Origin of the sequence: Streptomyces reniochalinae (assembly GCF_003323735.1) — a bacterium.
Taxonomy (GTDB): domain Bacteria; phylum Actinomycetota; class Actinomycetes; order Streptomycetales; family Streptomycetaceae; genus Streptomyces; species Streptomyces reniochalinae.
This window is the reverse complement of record NZ_QOIM01000040.1, coordinates 252,912-266,686: the sequence shown is the minus strand read 5'-3', so window position 1 is coordinate 266,686 and position 13,775 is coordinate 252,912. Positions and strand designations below refer to the sequence as shown.

The window sequence follows — 13,775 nt, the reverse complement described above, 5'->3', positions numbered from 1 at the left end:
GAGGGAGTCCGGGGCCGTGAACGGTCCCCCGGAAGGTGGGAAGGGGCAGGCAGGGGTGGATCAGAGGTTGGTCATGTCCACGGGGATGCGAGGGGTGGCACCGTCGCGGAGGACCGTCGCCTCGATCAGGCCGTAGGGCCTGTCCGCTGCGTAGTAGACCGCCCCGTCCGCCGCCTCGTTCTTCATGTCGAACGGCGACAGGTCGACGCGGAAGTGGTGCTTGTTCGGCATCGAGAAACGGATCTCGTCTATCTCGGGCCGGCTGTTGATGACGCGCGAACCCATCTGGTAGAGGGTCTGCTGGAGCGAGAGCGAGTAGGTCTCGGCGAAGGCGTGCAGCATGTGCTTCTTCGTCTGGGCGTAGGACTTCTCCCAGTTGGGCGTCCGCTCCTGCTCGCCACCTGTGTAGTTGTGCCGCCACACGGCGCTGACCGAGGTGGCCAGGATGCGGTCGTAGTCCTCCTTCAGCGTGGTGTAGCGGTCCTTGATGTAGCCCCAGAACTCCGAGTTGGTGGAGTTGAGCACGGTCAGGTCCTTCAGCCCGGAGAGCACCTCGACGCCCTCACCGTCGTAGGTGATCTGCGCGGTGCGGGTCTCCTGGCCCTTGCGGACAAAGGAGTGCTTGACCTCGTCGGCGCCGATGAACCTGGAGTTGGCGTCGGAGGTCTCGATGCGCTCCCACTCGTACTCCTCAATGCGGATACGGGCCTGGTGGATCGGCTCGGTGTCGTCGACGAAGTGCCGGGCCAGCAGGAGGCCGAACGCCTCGGCCGACTCGATGCCGTGCTCCTTGGCGTAGGCGAACACGGTGTTCTTGGTGGTGTCGGTCGGCAGGACGTGGGCGTTGGAGCCGGAGTAGTGCACGTCGTCCAGGTCGCCGCTGAGGGCGACCGAGACGTTCAGGTCCTTGATGTGGTGGGTGTCGCCGTCCCGCGTGATCTTGACGACGCGGTTCTCCGCCTTGCCGTACTGGTTCTGGCCGAGAATCGTGGGCATAGGTGTCAGCTCCCTCGGTACACGGAGTAGCCGAACGGGTTGAGCAGCAGCGGCACGTGGTAGTGCTCGCCCGGGTCGACCGCGAACACGATGGTGACCTCGGGAAAGAAGCTGCCTGGTGCGCTGTCCCTTACGCGGGGGGCGTCCTGCTGTTCCGCGGCTTCGCGCTGGCTGCGCGGATTCGAACTGTGCTGTTGCGCGAAGTACGGCTCCGTCTCGAAGACGATCCGTACGTGCGTGGTGCCTTCCGGCAGCGCCGGAAAGTCCTTGCAGCGCCCGTCGGCGTCGGTTTTCGACGCCCCGTGCGCGGCCCATGCGGCCTGTCCGTCACCCTGGCGTACGAAGAGCCGTACACCGACCTCCGCGGCCGGGCGGCCGAGGCTGGTGTCCAGGATGTGCGTGGACACCGAGGTACTCGTCGCGTCGCTCATGCCGTGGGGGCTCCTTCCTCCGTGAGGCGGGTGAGTCGAAGACGGTTGATCTTCGCCAGTTCCCGCCGCACGATCTCCCTCTCCTGCCGGGGGGAGTTGTCGATCCGGTGACGAACGGCGTCCCTCATCTCCTCGGCGGTCTTGCCGGTGGCGCAGATGAGGAACACGTGCCCGAACTTGTCCTGGTAGGCCAGGTTGAGTTCGAGCATCTCGGCCTTCAGTGCCTCGGAGGCGCCGGCCATGCTCCGCTGTTCGCGGGCCGAGGTCGGGTCGCCGGGCTTCGGGCGGCCGATGGGCGGGTGCCCGGCCATGGCCTCGTCGAGGCCCTCGTCGGTGAGGGCCCCGGTGGCCTCGTCACTCGCCGCGAAGAGAGCCTCGGCGCTGTCGTACGGTCGCTGGGAGAGCAGCGCGCTCCCCCAGCTTCCTGCGGCGCACACGTCGTGGAGCGCGGCGCGCGCCTCGGCGTCCTTGGCGGTGTTGAACCAGGTGAGACCTGGCGTCGAACGCGAAGTCACGGGACCCTCCGTGGCCGTGGTGCTGTTCGGGCTGGGAACAGCTAAGTCCCCCGGCAACACCACGTCAACAGTTTGTTGAAGCCTTTTCGACATCTTGGAAACGAAAGCCCGCCATGCGGAAGCATGGCGGGCTTTCCTTCGCGGTTCCCGGCGCGGCGCCGGAGACCCTCAGTCCGAGCGGCTGTCGTCCCGGTTCAGGTAGTTGTAGACGGTGAAGCGGGAAACGCCCAGGGCGCCGGCCACCGTCTCCACCCCGTGCCGGACCGAGAACGCTCCCCGCGTCTCCAGGATCCGGACCACCGACTGCTTGCTCCTGCGGTCCAGCTCCGCGAGCGGCACCCCGTGCCGCCTCTCCAGTTCGGCCAGGAGGTGGTCGAGGGAGTCGGACAGGTGCGGCAGCCGTACAGCCACCACGTCCTCGCCCTCCCAGGCGAGGACCACGTCGTCCCCCTGCGCCTGTTCCGGCTCCACCATCGCCCCTCCCATGGCGTCGACCAGCGGCTTGACCGCCACGACGAACGGATGGCGGGCGGCGTGCGGCTCGTCCCCCATCAGCCCTCGTCCTCCCCGATCACGTTGACCTGGAGGGAGACCCGGGTCGCCCCCGCCTCCAGCGAGCGGCGCAGCAGCTCGGTCACGGCCGCCAGCACCTGTTCGCCCGAGCCCTCGGCGGTGTTGCCGAAGGGGCCGACGTCCACGGCATCCAGTGCCGCACCCTGGACGACCTCCCGGGCCACGACAGCGTGCCGAGGAGCCTCGTCGAGGTCGAAAGGCTCGGTCGTGAACTCCACACGCAAGCGTTCCATGCGCCACACACTACCGAGGGCACCGCGCCCCGGGCTGCTCAGTGCAGCTCCTCCAGGAGCTCCTCGATGAAGGAGACCGTCTCCTTCGGCGAGAACGCCTCGGCGCACAGCCGGTCCATGATCAGCGTGTACTGGTCGATCTCGGCGGGCTTGTCGAGGTAGACCGCGTTGGTCAGGTGCTCCAGATAGACCTTGTCGGGCAGGTCCGGGTCGGCGAACCTGAGCAGCGTCACCGGCGTGCCGGCCGCCGCCGCGGTCACCTCGAAGGGCGCGACCTGGAGAGTGACGTGCGGCAGCCGCACGACCTTCAGCAGGTGTTCGAGCTGCGCCCGCATCACCTCGGCGCCGCCGAACGGCCGACGGACCACGGCCTCGTCGACCACGGCCCACAGGCGCGGCGGATCCGAGCGGTGCAGCAGCTTCTGGCGGGCCATGCGCAGATCCACGATCCGCGCGACCTTGCGCGGCTCGGTGTTGGGGTAGCCGAGGCGGCTGACGGCGTGCGCGTACTCCTCGGTCTGCAACAGCCCCGGCAGGAACTGGACCTCGTACGTCCTGATCAGGGAGGCCGCGTCCTCCAGGCCGAGGTGCAGCTCGAACCAGTCCTCCAGCACGTCCGAGTACTGGTACCACCAGCCCGGCGAGTTGGCCTGGCGGGCGAGGTCGAAGAACTCCTCACGCTCCTCCCGGTCGTGGAGGCCGTAGAGCGTCAGCAGATCCCGCAGGTCGCGTTCCTTGGCGCCGACCTGACCGCGCTCCAGCCGGGTGATCTTGGCGTGGGAGCCGCGGATGGCGCGGCCCGCGTCCTCCCGGGAGATGTCCAGCGCCTGCCGCAACCTGCGCAGCTTGACACCCAGGATGATGCGCAGCGCGGTGGGGCCGTTCGGCGCTTCTGACGCGCCCCCACGCGACGGCGCCCCTGACGGCTGCATCATGGCGGACATTCCGACTCCCAAGGGTGACTGGGCGGTCACAACAGTGTGGCACCTGAGCACCGGTCCGGTACAGGCACCGGGAGAATACGCGCCCCGGCGTGCCCGTGTCCGCCGGGGCGCCCCCATACCCCCTCCCGGAGCACCACGCAACCACCCTTCGAGACACGGCAGTTGGTGTCGCAGAATGGAGCGCTCGGCACACCTGGGGCCACTACGATGCCGCCCACAGCTCAGGCGACGACAGGGGCAGACACATGGACCGGAACGGCGAGCGGCGACGGCGGACGGAGCGTGCCGCCAGGCCACCGCACAGCGAGCGCGACCTGGGCCTCGACCGGCACCACAGCGCCCGCATCTACGACTACTTCCTGGGCGGCAAGACCAACTTCCCGCCGGACCGGGAAGTGGCCGAGAAGCTGCTGGCAGCCTTCCCCGGGTTCCGCAACGCCGCCCGCGCCAACCGCGCCTTCATGCACCGCGCCGCGCGGTTCCTGGCCGAGCGCGGCATCCACCAGTTCCTGGACATCGGCACCGGCATCCCCACCAGCCCCAACCTGCACGAGGTGGTGCAGGCGATGGCGCCGCGGGCGCGCGTCGTCTACGCGGACAACGATCCGATCGTGCTCGCGCACGCCCGCGCCCTGCTGACCGGCTCGGCCGAGGGGCGCACGGCGTACGTGGACGCGGACATCACCCGGCCTGACAGCATCCTGCACTCCGCGCAGGTGCGCGAGACGCTCGACCTCGACCGGCCGGTCGCGCTGTGTCTGGTGGGGCTGCTGCACTACATCACCGACGAGCACGACGCGCACGGCATCGTCCGGCATCTGGTCGAGGCGATACCCGCCGGCAGCTACGTCGTCCTCTCCCAGTGCACCCCGGACTTCGCGCCCGAGGAGTGGGAGCAGGCCATGGAGGTCTACAAGATGGACGGGGGCAGCGCCCAGGTGCGGCCGAAGGAGGAGTTCGCCCGCTTCTTCGAGGGGCTCGACCTCGTCGAGCCGGGTATCGAGGTGCCGCACCGCTGGCACCCGGACCAGGACACCTCGCAGGTCGTGAACCTGCCTCCGCACGATCCGGGGGACGCCACGGACGCGCTGGTGAGCATGTGGGCGGGGGTCGCCCGCAAGCCCTGAACAGGCGCGTCGGCAGCGCTTGCACATCGAGCCCCGGGCTCCGTCATTCCGGCGGAGCCCGGGGCTCTTCGCTGTCCGCGACCGCCTGCGGCTCTTGACAGGAGGGCCGCCCGGAGAGCAATCTTCCAGTGAGCAGAATACGAGTTTCACAATACGGAATTACTCGACGCGCTCACCGGACGAAACCCCCAAGGAAGGAAGGGCGGTCGCAGTGGTCTCCTCGGACCGGTTCACCGTCAACGCCTCGATCCTCTTCACCGAGCTGCCCCTGCTGGAGCGCCCGGCGGCGGCCGCCGCCGCGGGGTTCGACAAGATCGAGCTGTGGTGGCCGTGGGTCGACGCCCCCGTGCCCGAGCGCTCCGCACTCGACGCGCTGCGCAGCGCCATCGAGGACGCGGGCGTCCAGCTCACCGGGCTGAACTTCTACGCGGGACAGCTCCCCGGCCCGGACAGGGGCGCCCTGTCCATCCCCGGCCAGGAGTCGGAGAGGTTCCGCGCCAACCTGAAGGTGGCCGCGGACTTCGCCCGGTCGCTGGGCTGCAAGGCGTTCAACGCCCTCTACGGCAACCGCGTCGAGGGCGTCACCGAGCAGGAGCAGGACGCACTCGCGCTGGAGAACCTCCAGCTGGCCGCGCGGGAGGCGGACCGGGTGGGCGGCGTCCTGCTGATCGAGGCGCTCAACGCGCCCGAGTCGCCCAAGTGCCCGCTGGTGAGCGCCCCGAAGGCGATCGAGGTCGTCGACAAGGTGAACGAGGCGACCGGGCTGGGCAACGCGCGGTTCCTCATGGACCTCTACCACCTGTCCATGAACGGCGAGGACCTGGCGGGCGTCATCGAGCGCTACGCCGCCAAGACCGGGCACGTACAGATCGCCGACAACCCGGGCCGCGGCGCGCCGGGTACCGGCTCCCTCGACTTCGACGACCTCATCGGCCGGCTGGACAAGGCCGGCTACGACGGTCTGATCGGGCTGGAGTACAAGCCGGGCGACAACGGCAGCGCGGCCTCCTTCGGCTGGCTCGGCAAGTAATCACCCTCCCCCGGACGCGGTCCGGGGCAGTGCCCCGTGCGCGGGGCGGGCAACGACAGGATCTGGGAAAGGCAAGCAGTCATGGCTCACACGGCCGGCAACACCAAGATCGGCTTCATCGGTCTGGGCATCATGGGCGACCCCATGGCCCGCAATCTGCTCAAGGCGGGCTACGACGTCACGGCGTACACACTGGAGACCGAGAAGGTCGAGCAGTTCGCCAAGGACGGCGGCAAGGGCGCCTCCTCCATCGCGGAGGCCGTCGAGGACGCCGACGTCGTGATCACGATGGTTCCGGCCTCCCCGCAGGTCGAGGCCGTCGTCCTGCACGAGGGTGGCGTCCTGGAGAACATCCGCGAGGGCGGCCTGATCATCGACATGTCCTCGATCACCCCGCAGACCTCCATCGAGGTCGCCGCGGCCGCCAAGGCCAAGGGGGTGCGCGCCCTCGACGCCCCGGTCTCCGGCGGCGAGGCGGGCGCGATCGAGGCCGTGCTCTCCATCATGGTCGGCGGCGAGCAGGAGGACTTCGACGCGGCGAAGCCGATCCTCGAGGCCCTCGGCAAGACGATCGTGCTGTGCGGCCCGGCCGGCTCCGGCCAGACCGTCAAGGCGGCCAACCAGCTGATCGTCGCCGTCAACATCGAGGCCGTGGCCGAGGCCGTGGTCTTCCTCAAGAAGTCCGGCGTGGACCTGAACGCGGCGCTCGACGTGCTCAACGGCGGCCTGGCGGGCTCCACCGTGCTGACCCGCAAGAAGGACAGCATCCTGGCCGGCGACTACCAGCCCGGCTTCAAGATCGACCTGCACCACAAGGACATGGGCATCGTGACCGACGCGGCCCGCGCCGTCGGCGCCGCCGTACCGGCCGGTGCGCTGGTCGCCCAGCTCGTCGCCTCGCTGCGTGCGCAGGGCGACGGCGGGCTCGACCACTCGGCGCTGGTGCGCAGCGTCAAGCGGCTGTCGGGCGAGAACCCCGACGGCGCCAACTGAGAAACGCCCCACCCGGGTCACCCCGGACACCCCTCCCGGTTCCTGACCTGCGGGCTTACACCCACCGACTCCGGGCGGCGGCGTCGACACTGTCCTGTCGCGCCCAGGCGCCGCCGTCCGGGTACCACCTGCACCGAACCAGGAGAGTTCGATGGCTCGTATGACCGCTGCCCGTGCGGCAGTTGAGATCCTCAAGCGTGAGGGTGTGGAGGTCGCGTTCGGCGTGCCGGGGGCGGCGATCAACCCGTTCTACGCCGCCCTGCGCGCCGCCGGCGGCGTCGAGCACACGCTCGCCCGCCACGTCGAGGGCGCCTCGCACATGGCCGAGGGCTACACCCGTACCGCGCCCGGCAACATCGGGGTGTGCATCGGCACCTCGGGCCCGGCCGGCACCGACATGATCACCGGCCTCTACTCGGCGCTCGGTGACTCCATCCCGATCCTGTGCATCACGGGCCAGGCGCCGGTCGCGGTGATCGAGAAGGAGGACTTCCAGGCCGTCGACATCGCCTCCATCGCCGCCCCGGTCACCAAGAAGGCCACCACCGTCAAGGAGGCAGCGCAGGTTCCGGGCGTCTTCCAGGAGGCGTTCCACCTGATGCGCTCGGGCCGCCCAGGACCGGTCCTGATCGACCTGCCGATCGACGTCCAGCAGACCGAGATCGAGTTCGACGTCGACACCTACGAGCCGCTGGTGCCGCACAGGCCGGCCGCGACCCGCAAGCAAGTTCTCAAGGCCCTGGACATGCTGGCCGAGGCCGACCGGCCGCTGATCGTGGCGGGCGGCGGCATCATCAACGCCGACGCGGCCCACCTGCTGGTCGAGTTCGCCGAGCTGACCGGCGTCCCCGTCGTGCCGACCCTGATGGGCTGGGGCGCGATCGGCGACGACCACGCGCTGCACGCCGGGATGGTCGGCCTCCAGACCTCGCACAGGTACGGCAACTCCACCTTCCTGGAGTCGGACTTCGTCCTGGGCATCGGCAACCGCTGGGCCAACCGCCACACCGGCGCGCTGGACGCCTACACCGAGGGCCGCACCTTCGTCCACGTGGACATCGAGCCGACCCAGATCGGCAAGATCTTCGCACCGGACTACGGCATCGTCTCCGACGCGCACGCCGCACTGACCCTCTTCGTCGAGGTCGCCAAGGAGCGCAAGGCCGCCGGGCAGCTCAAGGACCTGTCCAAGTGGGCGGACACCACCCGCCGGCGCAAGGGCGAGCTGCAACGCCGCACGCACTTCGACAACGTGCCGCTCAAGCCGCAGCGCGTCTACGAGGAGATGAACCGCGCCTTCGGGCCCGAGACCCGCTACGTGTCCACCATCGGCCTCTCGCAGATCGCGGGCGCGCAGTTCCTGCACGTCTACCGGCCGCGGCACTGGATCAACTGCGGCCAGGCGGGCCCGCTGGGCTGGACGGTGCCGGCCGCCCTCGGTGTCGCCAAGGCGGACCCGGAGGCGAGCGTCGTCGCGCTGTCGGGCGACTACGACTTCCAGTTCATGATCGAGGAGCTGGCCGTCGGCGCGCAGCACCACATCCCCTACGTGCACGTGCTGGTCAACAACTCCTACCTGGGCCTGATCCGCCAGGCGCAGCGCGGGTTCGACATGGACTTCCAGGTCAACCTGGAGTTCGAGAACATCAACACCCCGGAGCTGGGCGCCTACGGCGTCGACCACGTCAAGGTCGCCGAGGGCCTGGGCTGCAAGGCGATCCGCGTCACCGAGCCGGACAAGCTGCTGCCCGCCTTCGAGGAGGCGAAGAAGATCGCCGCCGAGCACCGGGTGCCGGTCGTGGTGGAGGCGATCCTGGAGCGGATCACCAACATCTCGATGAGCGGGAGCGACATCGGCTCGGTCAACGAGTTCGAGGAGCTGGCCACCGAGGCGTCCCACGCGCCGACGGCCACGGTGCCGCTGGGCTGAGGCCCGGGCGGCCCGCCCGCCCCTCCTCTGTGCGCCGCCGGCCCCGCTCCCTCACTCCGAGGCAGCGGGGCCGAGCACGCCGGGGCTGTCCGGGTGCTCCAGGCGGCGCAGGAAGGTGAGGATCCCGGCGTAGCCCTGCGCCCAGGAGTACGGGGTCTCCTGGAGCTCGGTGTTCAGCAGGGCGGGCGCCTCGTCGGGGCCGAGGCTGCGCCGCAGCAGATGGTCCGCCACCTCGTGCGCGGCCTCCAGCCAGCGGCCGTCTCCGGTCGCCCGCGCCAGCTCCACCAGCATGGTGCCCACGCCGCTGGCGCCGCAGCACTGGCCCGGCGTCTCCATGCGCGGCACCCACTCGGCGGCGGCCAGCGCGGCCTGTTCGGCGGCCGGGGCGAAGTCAGTTTCGCCGGCGAAGAGTTCGCGGGCGTGCTGGAGCGTGCGGGCGGCGCCCGCCAGGCCGCGGCACCAGGAGGCCACCATCGGCAGGGCCTCGGGGCCGCGCGAGGCAGCGGCCAGCTGGACCGTGCGGCGGGCCAGTTCGCGCGCGTGGGCGTGCGCGGCGCTCAGCAGAGCCGAGTCGTCGGGCGTGCGCGCCGCGACGAGCAGCAGGAGGTCGGTCGTCCCGGCGAACCCGTGCGCGTAGCCGAATCCGGGGTCGCTGCCGCTCGCGTCGTCCTCGTCCCGCGGCGCGGTGCGGGGCGGCAGCGCGGCCAGGCGCCCGGCCTGTTCGCGCGCCGCGTCCAGGTCGCCCAGCGACAGCGCCGCCAGCCCCACTCCGGCACGGCCGCTGATCACGTCCGTCTCGGGCTCCGGCGCGCTCCACTCGGTGCCGCCGGGCAGCGGCCCCTCGGGTACGGCCACACCGGCCGCGCGCGCCCCGGCGAGGAAGAGCTCGGTGCCGGTACGCCCCGAGAAGAGCCCGGGTGGCAGCGCGACGCGGCGCAGCCCGTCGTGCGCGTGCGCGGCGAGCTGGTCGAGGACCTTGGCGACGCCGGGCTCCTCCCGGTGGTGCAGCAGTTCGAGGCCGACTCCGGCGCTGCCGGTGTAGAGGCTCGCGTCCACGGCGGGGAAGTCGGCGTACTCGCCGCCGAACTGGTAGTCGGCGACGCCCGCCAGCAGCGCTTCCCGCACCGCCTGCGCCAGGTGTGCGCGCGACGCGGTCCCCGCCGTGCGGGACGGCGGCCCTGCCGGGCGGGGCGCGGAGGCGGGGGCGGGCGCCGGTGGGGGCGCCGCCGGTGCGGGTTCTTGTGCCGGTGGCTGGGTGGCCAGGGCCAGCAGGGCGCTGCGCCCGGCGTCCGCGTCGCCGCTTTGCAGCTGCGCCAGCGTGGCCCGCAGCGCGGCGCGGCTCTCGCCGTAGACGGCCGCGAGGCAGGCCAGTTGCCGCTCGCGTGCCAGCCGGGTGGTGGCGGCCCCCACCACGGGCAGCAGTCCGGTCGCGGCGTAGGCGAGGACCATGCCCAGCGCGAAGTGGTCGTCCTGGGGGCGGGGCTCAGCCGTCTTGTCGAGCTGCTCGCGGGGCGCGAACCCGGGGGTGCCGCCGGGCAGGTGGAGGCCGTCGAGCGCCGAGATCCCGAAGTCGATCAGGTGGGCGCGGCGCGGGCCCAGGACGACGTTGCGCGGCGAGATGTCCCGCATGACCACGCCCCTCTCGTGCAGCGCCAGGAGGGTGGTGGCCAGGTCGCCGCACAGCCGGGCGAAGCGCTCCGCGCGCCGCTCGCGCTCGGCACGCGCCGCGCTTCCCTCGCCGCCGGGGCCGAGACCGCGGCCGGGGCCGGCTCCGGGGACCGGCGGCAGCAGGGCGCCGTTCCCGCGTATGTGGCGGAGCAGGTTGGTGTCCCCGGCGTCCGTGGTGACCAGGTATTCGTCCGCCTCGTGCGCGAAGTGGTCGACGAAGGCGGGGATGCCGGGCACCCCGGCGCAGGTCTCCAGCACCCGCCGCTCGTTGCGCAGCCGCGCTCGGACGTCCACACCGTCCGCGTTCTCGGCCACGTAGGCGCGCGCCTGCTTGACGACGAGCGTGGGGCGCGCGGAGCCGTGGGCCGGGCCGGGGGCGCGGATGTCCTCGGCGCGGTAGACGTTGCCGCGCGCCGACTCCCGCAGGCCCTCCAGCACCCGGTAGCGCCCGCCCAGCAGCGGCGCTTCGGCCGCGCCTTCGCCGTGGTCGGGGTCGTCAGGCGCCGGGTCCCGGGGGCCGGCCTCCGGCTTGAAGGGGTCGCGGGCCCAGGACGGCTGCCGGTAGTCGAGGGTGGCGGCCGCGTCGAAGACCTCACCGTCCGCGCCGTGCAGCCGCACCACGAGGGTGCCCTTGTCCCCCGCGTGCCACTGCGCCCGGAAGGGGCCGTACCGGTAGTAGACGGGTGCGTCGGCGGCGACCCGGCGGTCGCTGAGCACCCGGGGGCCCTCGTGGCCGCGCAGCAGCGCGGCCAGCTCCAGGCCGAGGCCGCGGACGCGCCCTGCGGACGGGTAGACCGTGACGGCCTTGCCGACCGAGGCGGGGCTGCGCTGTCCGTCGTTCATGAGGGCGAGCGCCCGCGCGGAGCGCACGACCTTGAAGCGGCACCGCTCCCGCAGCAGTCTGGGCAGCAGCACCTCGGCGAGCGCGGGGAGGGTGGCGGCCCGGGAGGAGATGTGCAGCTTCCAGCCCTCGCCGGGCAGCGGGTCCGCCTCGTGGGGCCGCACGTGCACCCAGTGTGGCCCGGGGGTGACGACGTGTTCCCCCGTGGCCGCCGGGTGCCCTGGGGGAGCCGGTTCCTCGACGAGCGCGCGCAGGCTGTCCACCGCGTTCCAGTCCGTCATCGACCCGACTCCCCCAAGGCGTTGGTCCCTCAGCAGTCAGCGGCGCTCAGCGGCGGCCCGGGGGCCGCCGGTCCTGCGGGCCGTGCGGTCAGCCGGTCTGGGTGCCGACGCAGTGGTCGACGCACATGCTGATCGGGCAGCGGTCCGCCGCCGCGGTGCTCATGTCGGTGTCGGCGAAGGAGGTCTGCGGCTCCGCCGGGAGGGCCCCGGCCTCGCGTGGCGTGAACTCTGACAGCGTTTCCATGGTTTCTCCCGTGAAAGCGTCATGTTCCCTTGAGCACGTGCGGTCAGCACGTGCGTGCGTCGCGACCCGAGGACGATATGAGCGGCGGACAGGGGCGGACAAGACCCGGGAAGCGGCGGGTTTCCGGCCGTGTCGCCGTCCTACGGGTTTCCCCCGCGCCAAAATTTCAACAAACTGTTGACTCGCCCTGCGGGCCTCCCTACGCTCCATGATGCGGAAACTGTTTTCCGCGAAACACGCCCCAGGAAGGTCGTCCATGTCGAAGTCGTCGAAGCCCACGCTGACCACCGAGGCGGGTGCGCCCGTCGCCGACAACCAGAACTCCACCTCCGCCGGCATCGGTGGCCCGCTCCTCCTCCAGGACCAGCACCTGCTGGAGAAGCTGGCGCGGTTCAACCGGGAGCGGATCCCGGAGCGCGTGGTGCACGCCCGCGGCTCCGGCGCGTACGGCTACTTCGAGGTGACGGACGACGTCAGCGCCTACACCAGCGCCCACTTCCTCGGTGAGGTCGGCCGCCGCACCGAGACGTTCGCCCGCTTCTCCACCGTCGCCGACAGCCTCGGCGGCCCCGACGCGGCCCGTGACCCGCGCGGCTTCGCCCTGAAGTTCTACACCGAGGAGGGCAACTACGACCTCGTCGGCAACAACACCCCGGTCTTCTTCATCAAGGATCCGCTGAAGTTCCCCGACTTCATCCACTCGCAGAAGCGCGACCCGTTCACCGGCAAGCAGGAGCCCGACAACGTCTGGGACTTCTGGGCCAACTCGCCCGAGGCGACCCACCAGGTCACCTGGCTGATGGGCGACCGCGGCATCCCGGCCTCCTACCGCCACATGAACGGCTACGGCTCGCACACCTACCAGTGGACCAACGCGGAGGGCGAGACCTTCTTCGTCAAGTACCACTTCAAGACGAACCAGGGCATCCGCTGCCTGTCCGCCGAGCAGGGCGCCGAGCTGTCGGGCTCCGACCCCAACAGCCACCAGACCGACCTGCTCCAGTCGATCGAGCGCGGCGTCTACCCGTCCTGGACGCTGTACGTCCAGGTCATGCCCGCGGCGGAGGCGGCCGACTACCGCTTCAACCCGTTCGACCTGACCAAGATCTGGCCGCACAAGGACCACCCGCTCATCCGCGTGGGCCGCCTGGTGCTGGACCGCAACCCGGACAACGTCTTCGCCGAGGTCGAGCAGTCCGCGTTCTCGCCGAACAACTTCGTGCCCGGCATCGGCCCCTCGCCGGACAAGATGCTCCAGGGCCGGCTGTTCGCCTACGCGGACGCGCACCGCTACCGGCTCGGCGTCAACCACACCCAGCTCGCGGTCAACGCGCCGAAGGCCGTGGCGACGGGCGCCAACAACTACGGCCGCGACGGCCTGATGGCCACCAACGCCTACGACCGCCACGCCAAGAACTACGAGCCCAACTCCTACGGCGGCCCCGTCGAGACCGGCGCCCCGCTGTCCGCGCCGCAGCCGGTGACCGGCCACTGGGGCACCCACGAGGCGCCGCAGCACACCAAGGACGACGACTTCTTCCAGGCCGGCGAGCTCTACCGGCTGATGTCCGAGGAGGAGAAGAACCGTCTGGTCGCCAACATCGCCGGCGGCCTCTCGCAGGTCTCGCGCGAGGACGTCGTCGAGAAGAACATCGCCCACTTCGCCGCCGCGGATCCGGAGTACGGCAAGCGCGTCGAAGAGGCGGTCCGCGAGCTGCAGGAGGGCTGAGCACCCGCGCTCCGCGCCAGCCGCACCATGAGCGGCGTACGGGACCGATTGGGAGGTCGGTCCGTGCGCGCCCCCGTGCGGGACGGTCCAGTTGATGAGGGGTGGCCGTCCCGCGCGGGGGCATCCTCGTGTCATCCTCCCGCACGGCGGGCACCGCGCGACAGCGGCCCCCACCGCGCGACACCGGCGACCGGAACGGCCGGTGACGATCAGGGCGGGGCTGGGGCACGATGGGGGGAA

Annotated in this window: 13 protein-coding genes; 5 read left to right on the top strand and 8 right to left on the bottom strand. The window is 71.2% G+C overall.

The window, feature by feature from the left end; all coding sequences use genetic code 11:
- Positions 1-60 precede the first annotated feature (60 nt).
- The 6 genes from pucL to DQ392_RS23020 all read right to left on the bottom strand — a co-directional run bounded on the left by pucL (position 61) and on the right by DQ392_RS23020 (position 3,692).
- Positions 61-996 (bottom strand): factor-independent urate hydroxylase, encoded by a 936-nt coding sequence (gene pucL, locus DQ392_RS23045; protein WP_114017600.1) that lies wholly within the window; start codon positions 994-996, stop codon positions 61-63.
- Between the two features lie 5 nt (positions 997-1,001).
- Positions 1,002-1,427: a hydroxyisourate hydrolase gene (gene uraH / locus DQ392_RS23040; RefSeq protein ID WP_114017599.1), complete on the bottom strand. Its 426-nt coding sequence runs from the start codon at positions 1,425-1,427 to the stop codon at positions 1,002-1,004.
- Positions 1,424-1,942, bottom strand: a complete 519-nt coding sequence (gene uraD, locus DQ392_RS23035; RefSeq protein WP_114017598.1) for a 2-oxo-4-hydroxy-4-carboxy-5-ureidoimidazoline decarboxylase — start codon at positions 1,940-1,942, stop codon at positions 1,424-1,426. The genes uraH and uraD overlap by 4 nt, the downstream gene beginning before the upstream one ends.
- Before the next feature lie 168 nt (positions 1,943-2,110).
- Positions 2,111-2,494: a helix-turn-helix domain-containing protein gene (locus DQ392_RS23030; protein ID WP_114017597.1), complete on the bottom strand. Its 384-nt coding sequence runs from the start codon at positions 2,492-2,494 to the stop codon at positions 2,111-2,113.
- Positions 2,494-2,748 (bottom strand): YkoF family thiamine-binding protein, encoded by a 255-nt coding sequence (locus DQ392_RS23025; RefSeq protein WP_114017596.1) that lies wholly within the window; start codon positions 2,746-2,748, stop codon positions 2,494-2,496. The genes DQ392_RS23030 and DQ392_RS23025 overlap by 1 nt, the downstream gene beginning before the upstream one ends.
- A 38-nt stretch (positions 2,749-2,786) precedes the next feature.
- Positions 2,787-3,692, bottom strand: a complete 906-nt coding sequence (locus DQ392_RS23020; protein WP_114017595.1) for a helix-turn-helix domain-containing protein — start codon at positions 3,690-3,692, stop codon at positions 2,787-2,789.
- Positions 3,693-3,937: 245 nt separating this feature from the next.
- Here DQ392_RS23020 and DQ392_RS23015 point away from each other — a divergent pair, with 245 nt between their 5' ends.
- From DQ392_RS23015 to gcl, 4 genes are all read left to right on the top strand, one after another.
- Positions 3,938-4,819 (top strand): SAM-dependent methyltransferase, encoded by an 882-nt coding sequence (locus DQ392_RS23015; RefSeq protein WP_114017594.1) that lies wholly within the window; start codon positions 3,938-3,940, stop codon positions 4,817-4,819.
- Between the two features lie 211 nt (positions 4,820-5,030).
- A complete protein-coding gene (locus DQ392_RS23010) occupies positions 5,031-5,849 on the top strand; it encodes a TIM barrel protein (protein WP_114017593.1) in 819 nt (272 codons plus the stop codon).
- Positions 5,850-5,909: 60 nt separating this feature from the next.
- Positions 5,910-6,842 carry a 2-hydroxy-3-oxopropionate reductase gene (locus DQ392_RS23005; RefSeq protein WP_281273032.1) on the top strand — a complete coding sequence of 311 codons (933 nt, stop codon included), beginning with the start codon at positions 5,910-5,912 and terminating at the stop codon, positions 6,840-6,842.
- Between the two features lie 160 nt (positions 6,843-7,002).
- A complete protein-coding gene (gcl, locus tag DQ392_RS23000; RefSeq protein WP_114017591.1) occupies positions 7,003-8,772 on the top strand; it encodes a glyoxylate carboligase in 1,770 nt (589 codons plus the stop codon).
- A 51-nt stretch (positions 8,773-8,823) separates the two neighbouring features.
- Here gcl and DQ392_RS22995 read toward each other — a convergent pair whose 3' ends face one another.
- Positions 8,824-11,562 carry a class III lanthionine synthetase LanKC N-terminal domain-containing protein gene (locus DQ392_RS22995; RefSeq protein WP_114017590.1) on the bottom strand — a complete coding sequence of 913 codons (2,739 nt, stop codon included), beginning with the start codon at positions 11,560-11,562 and terminating at the stop codon, positions 8,824-8,826.
- An 88-nt stretch (positions 11,563-11,650) separates the two neighbouring features.
- Positions 11,651-11,806 (bottom strand): hypothetical protein, encoded by a 156-nt coding sequence (locus tag DQ392_RS34555; RefSeq protein WP_181856542.1) that lies wholly within the window; start codon positions 11,804-11,806, stop codon positions 11,651-11,653.
- Positions 11,807-12,062: 256 nt separating this feature from the next.
- On the opposite strand from DQ392_RS34555, the gene DQ392_RS22990 reads away from it, so the two are divergent.
- On the top strand, positions 12,063-13,535 hold the full coding sequence (locus DQ392_RS22990) for a catalase (RefSeq protein WP_114017589.1): 1,473 nt from the start codon (positions 12,063-12,065) through the stop codon (positions 13,533-13,535).
- The last annotated feature ends 240 nt before the right edge of the window (positions 13,536-13,775 follow it).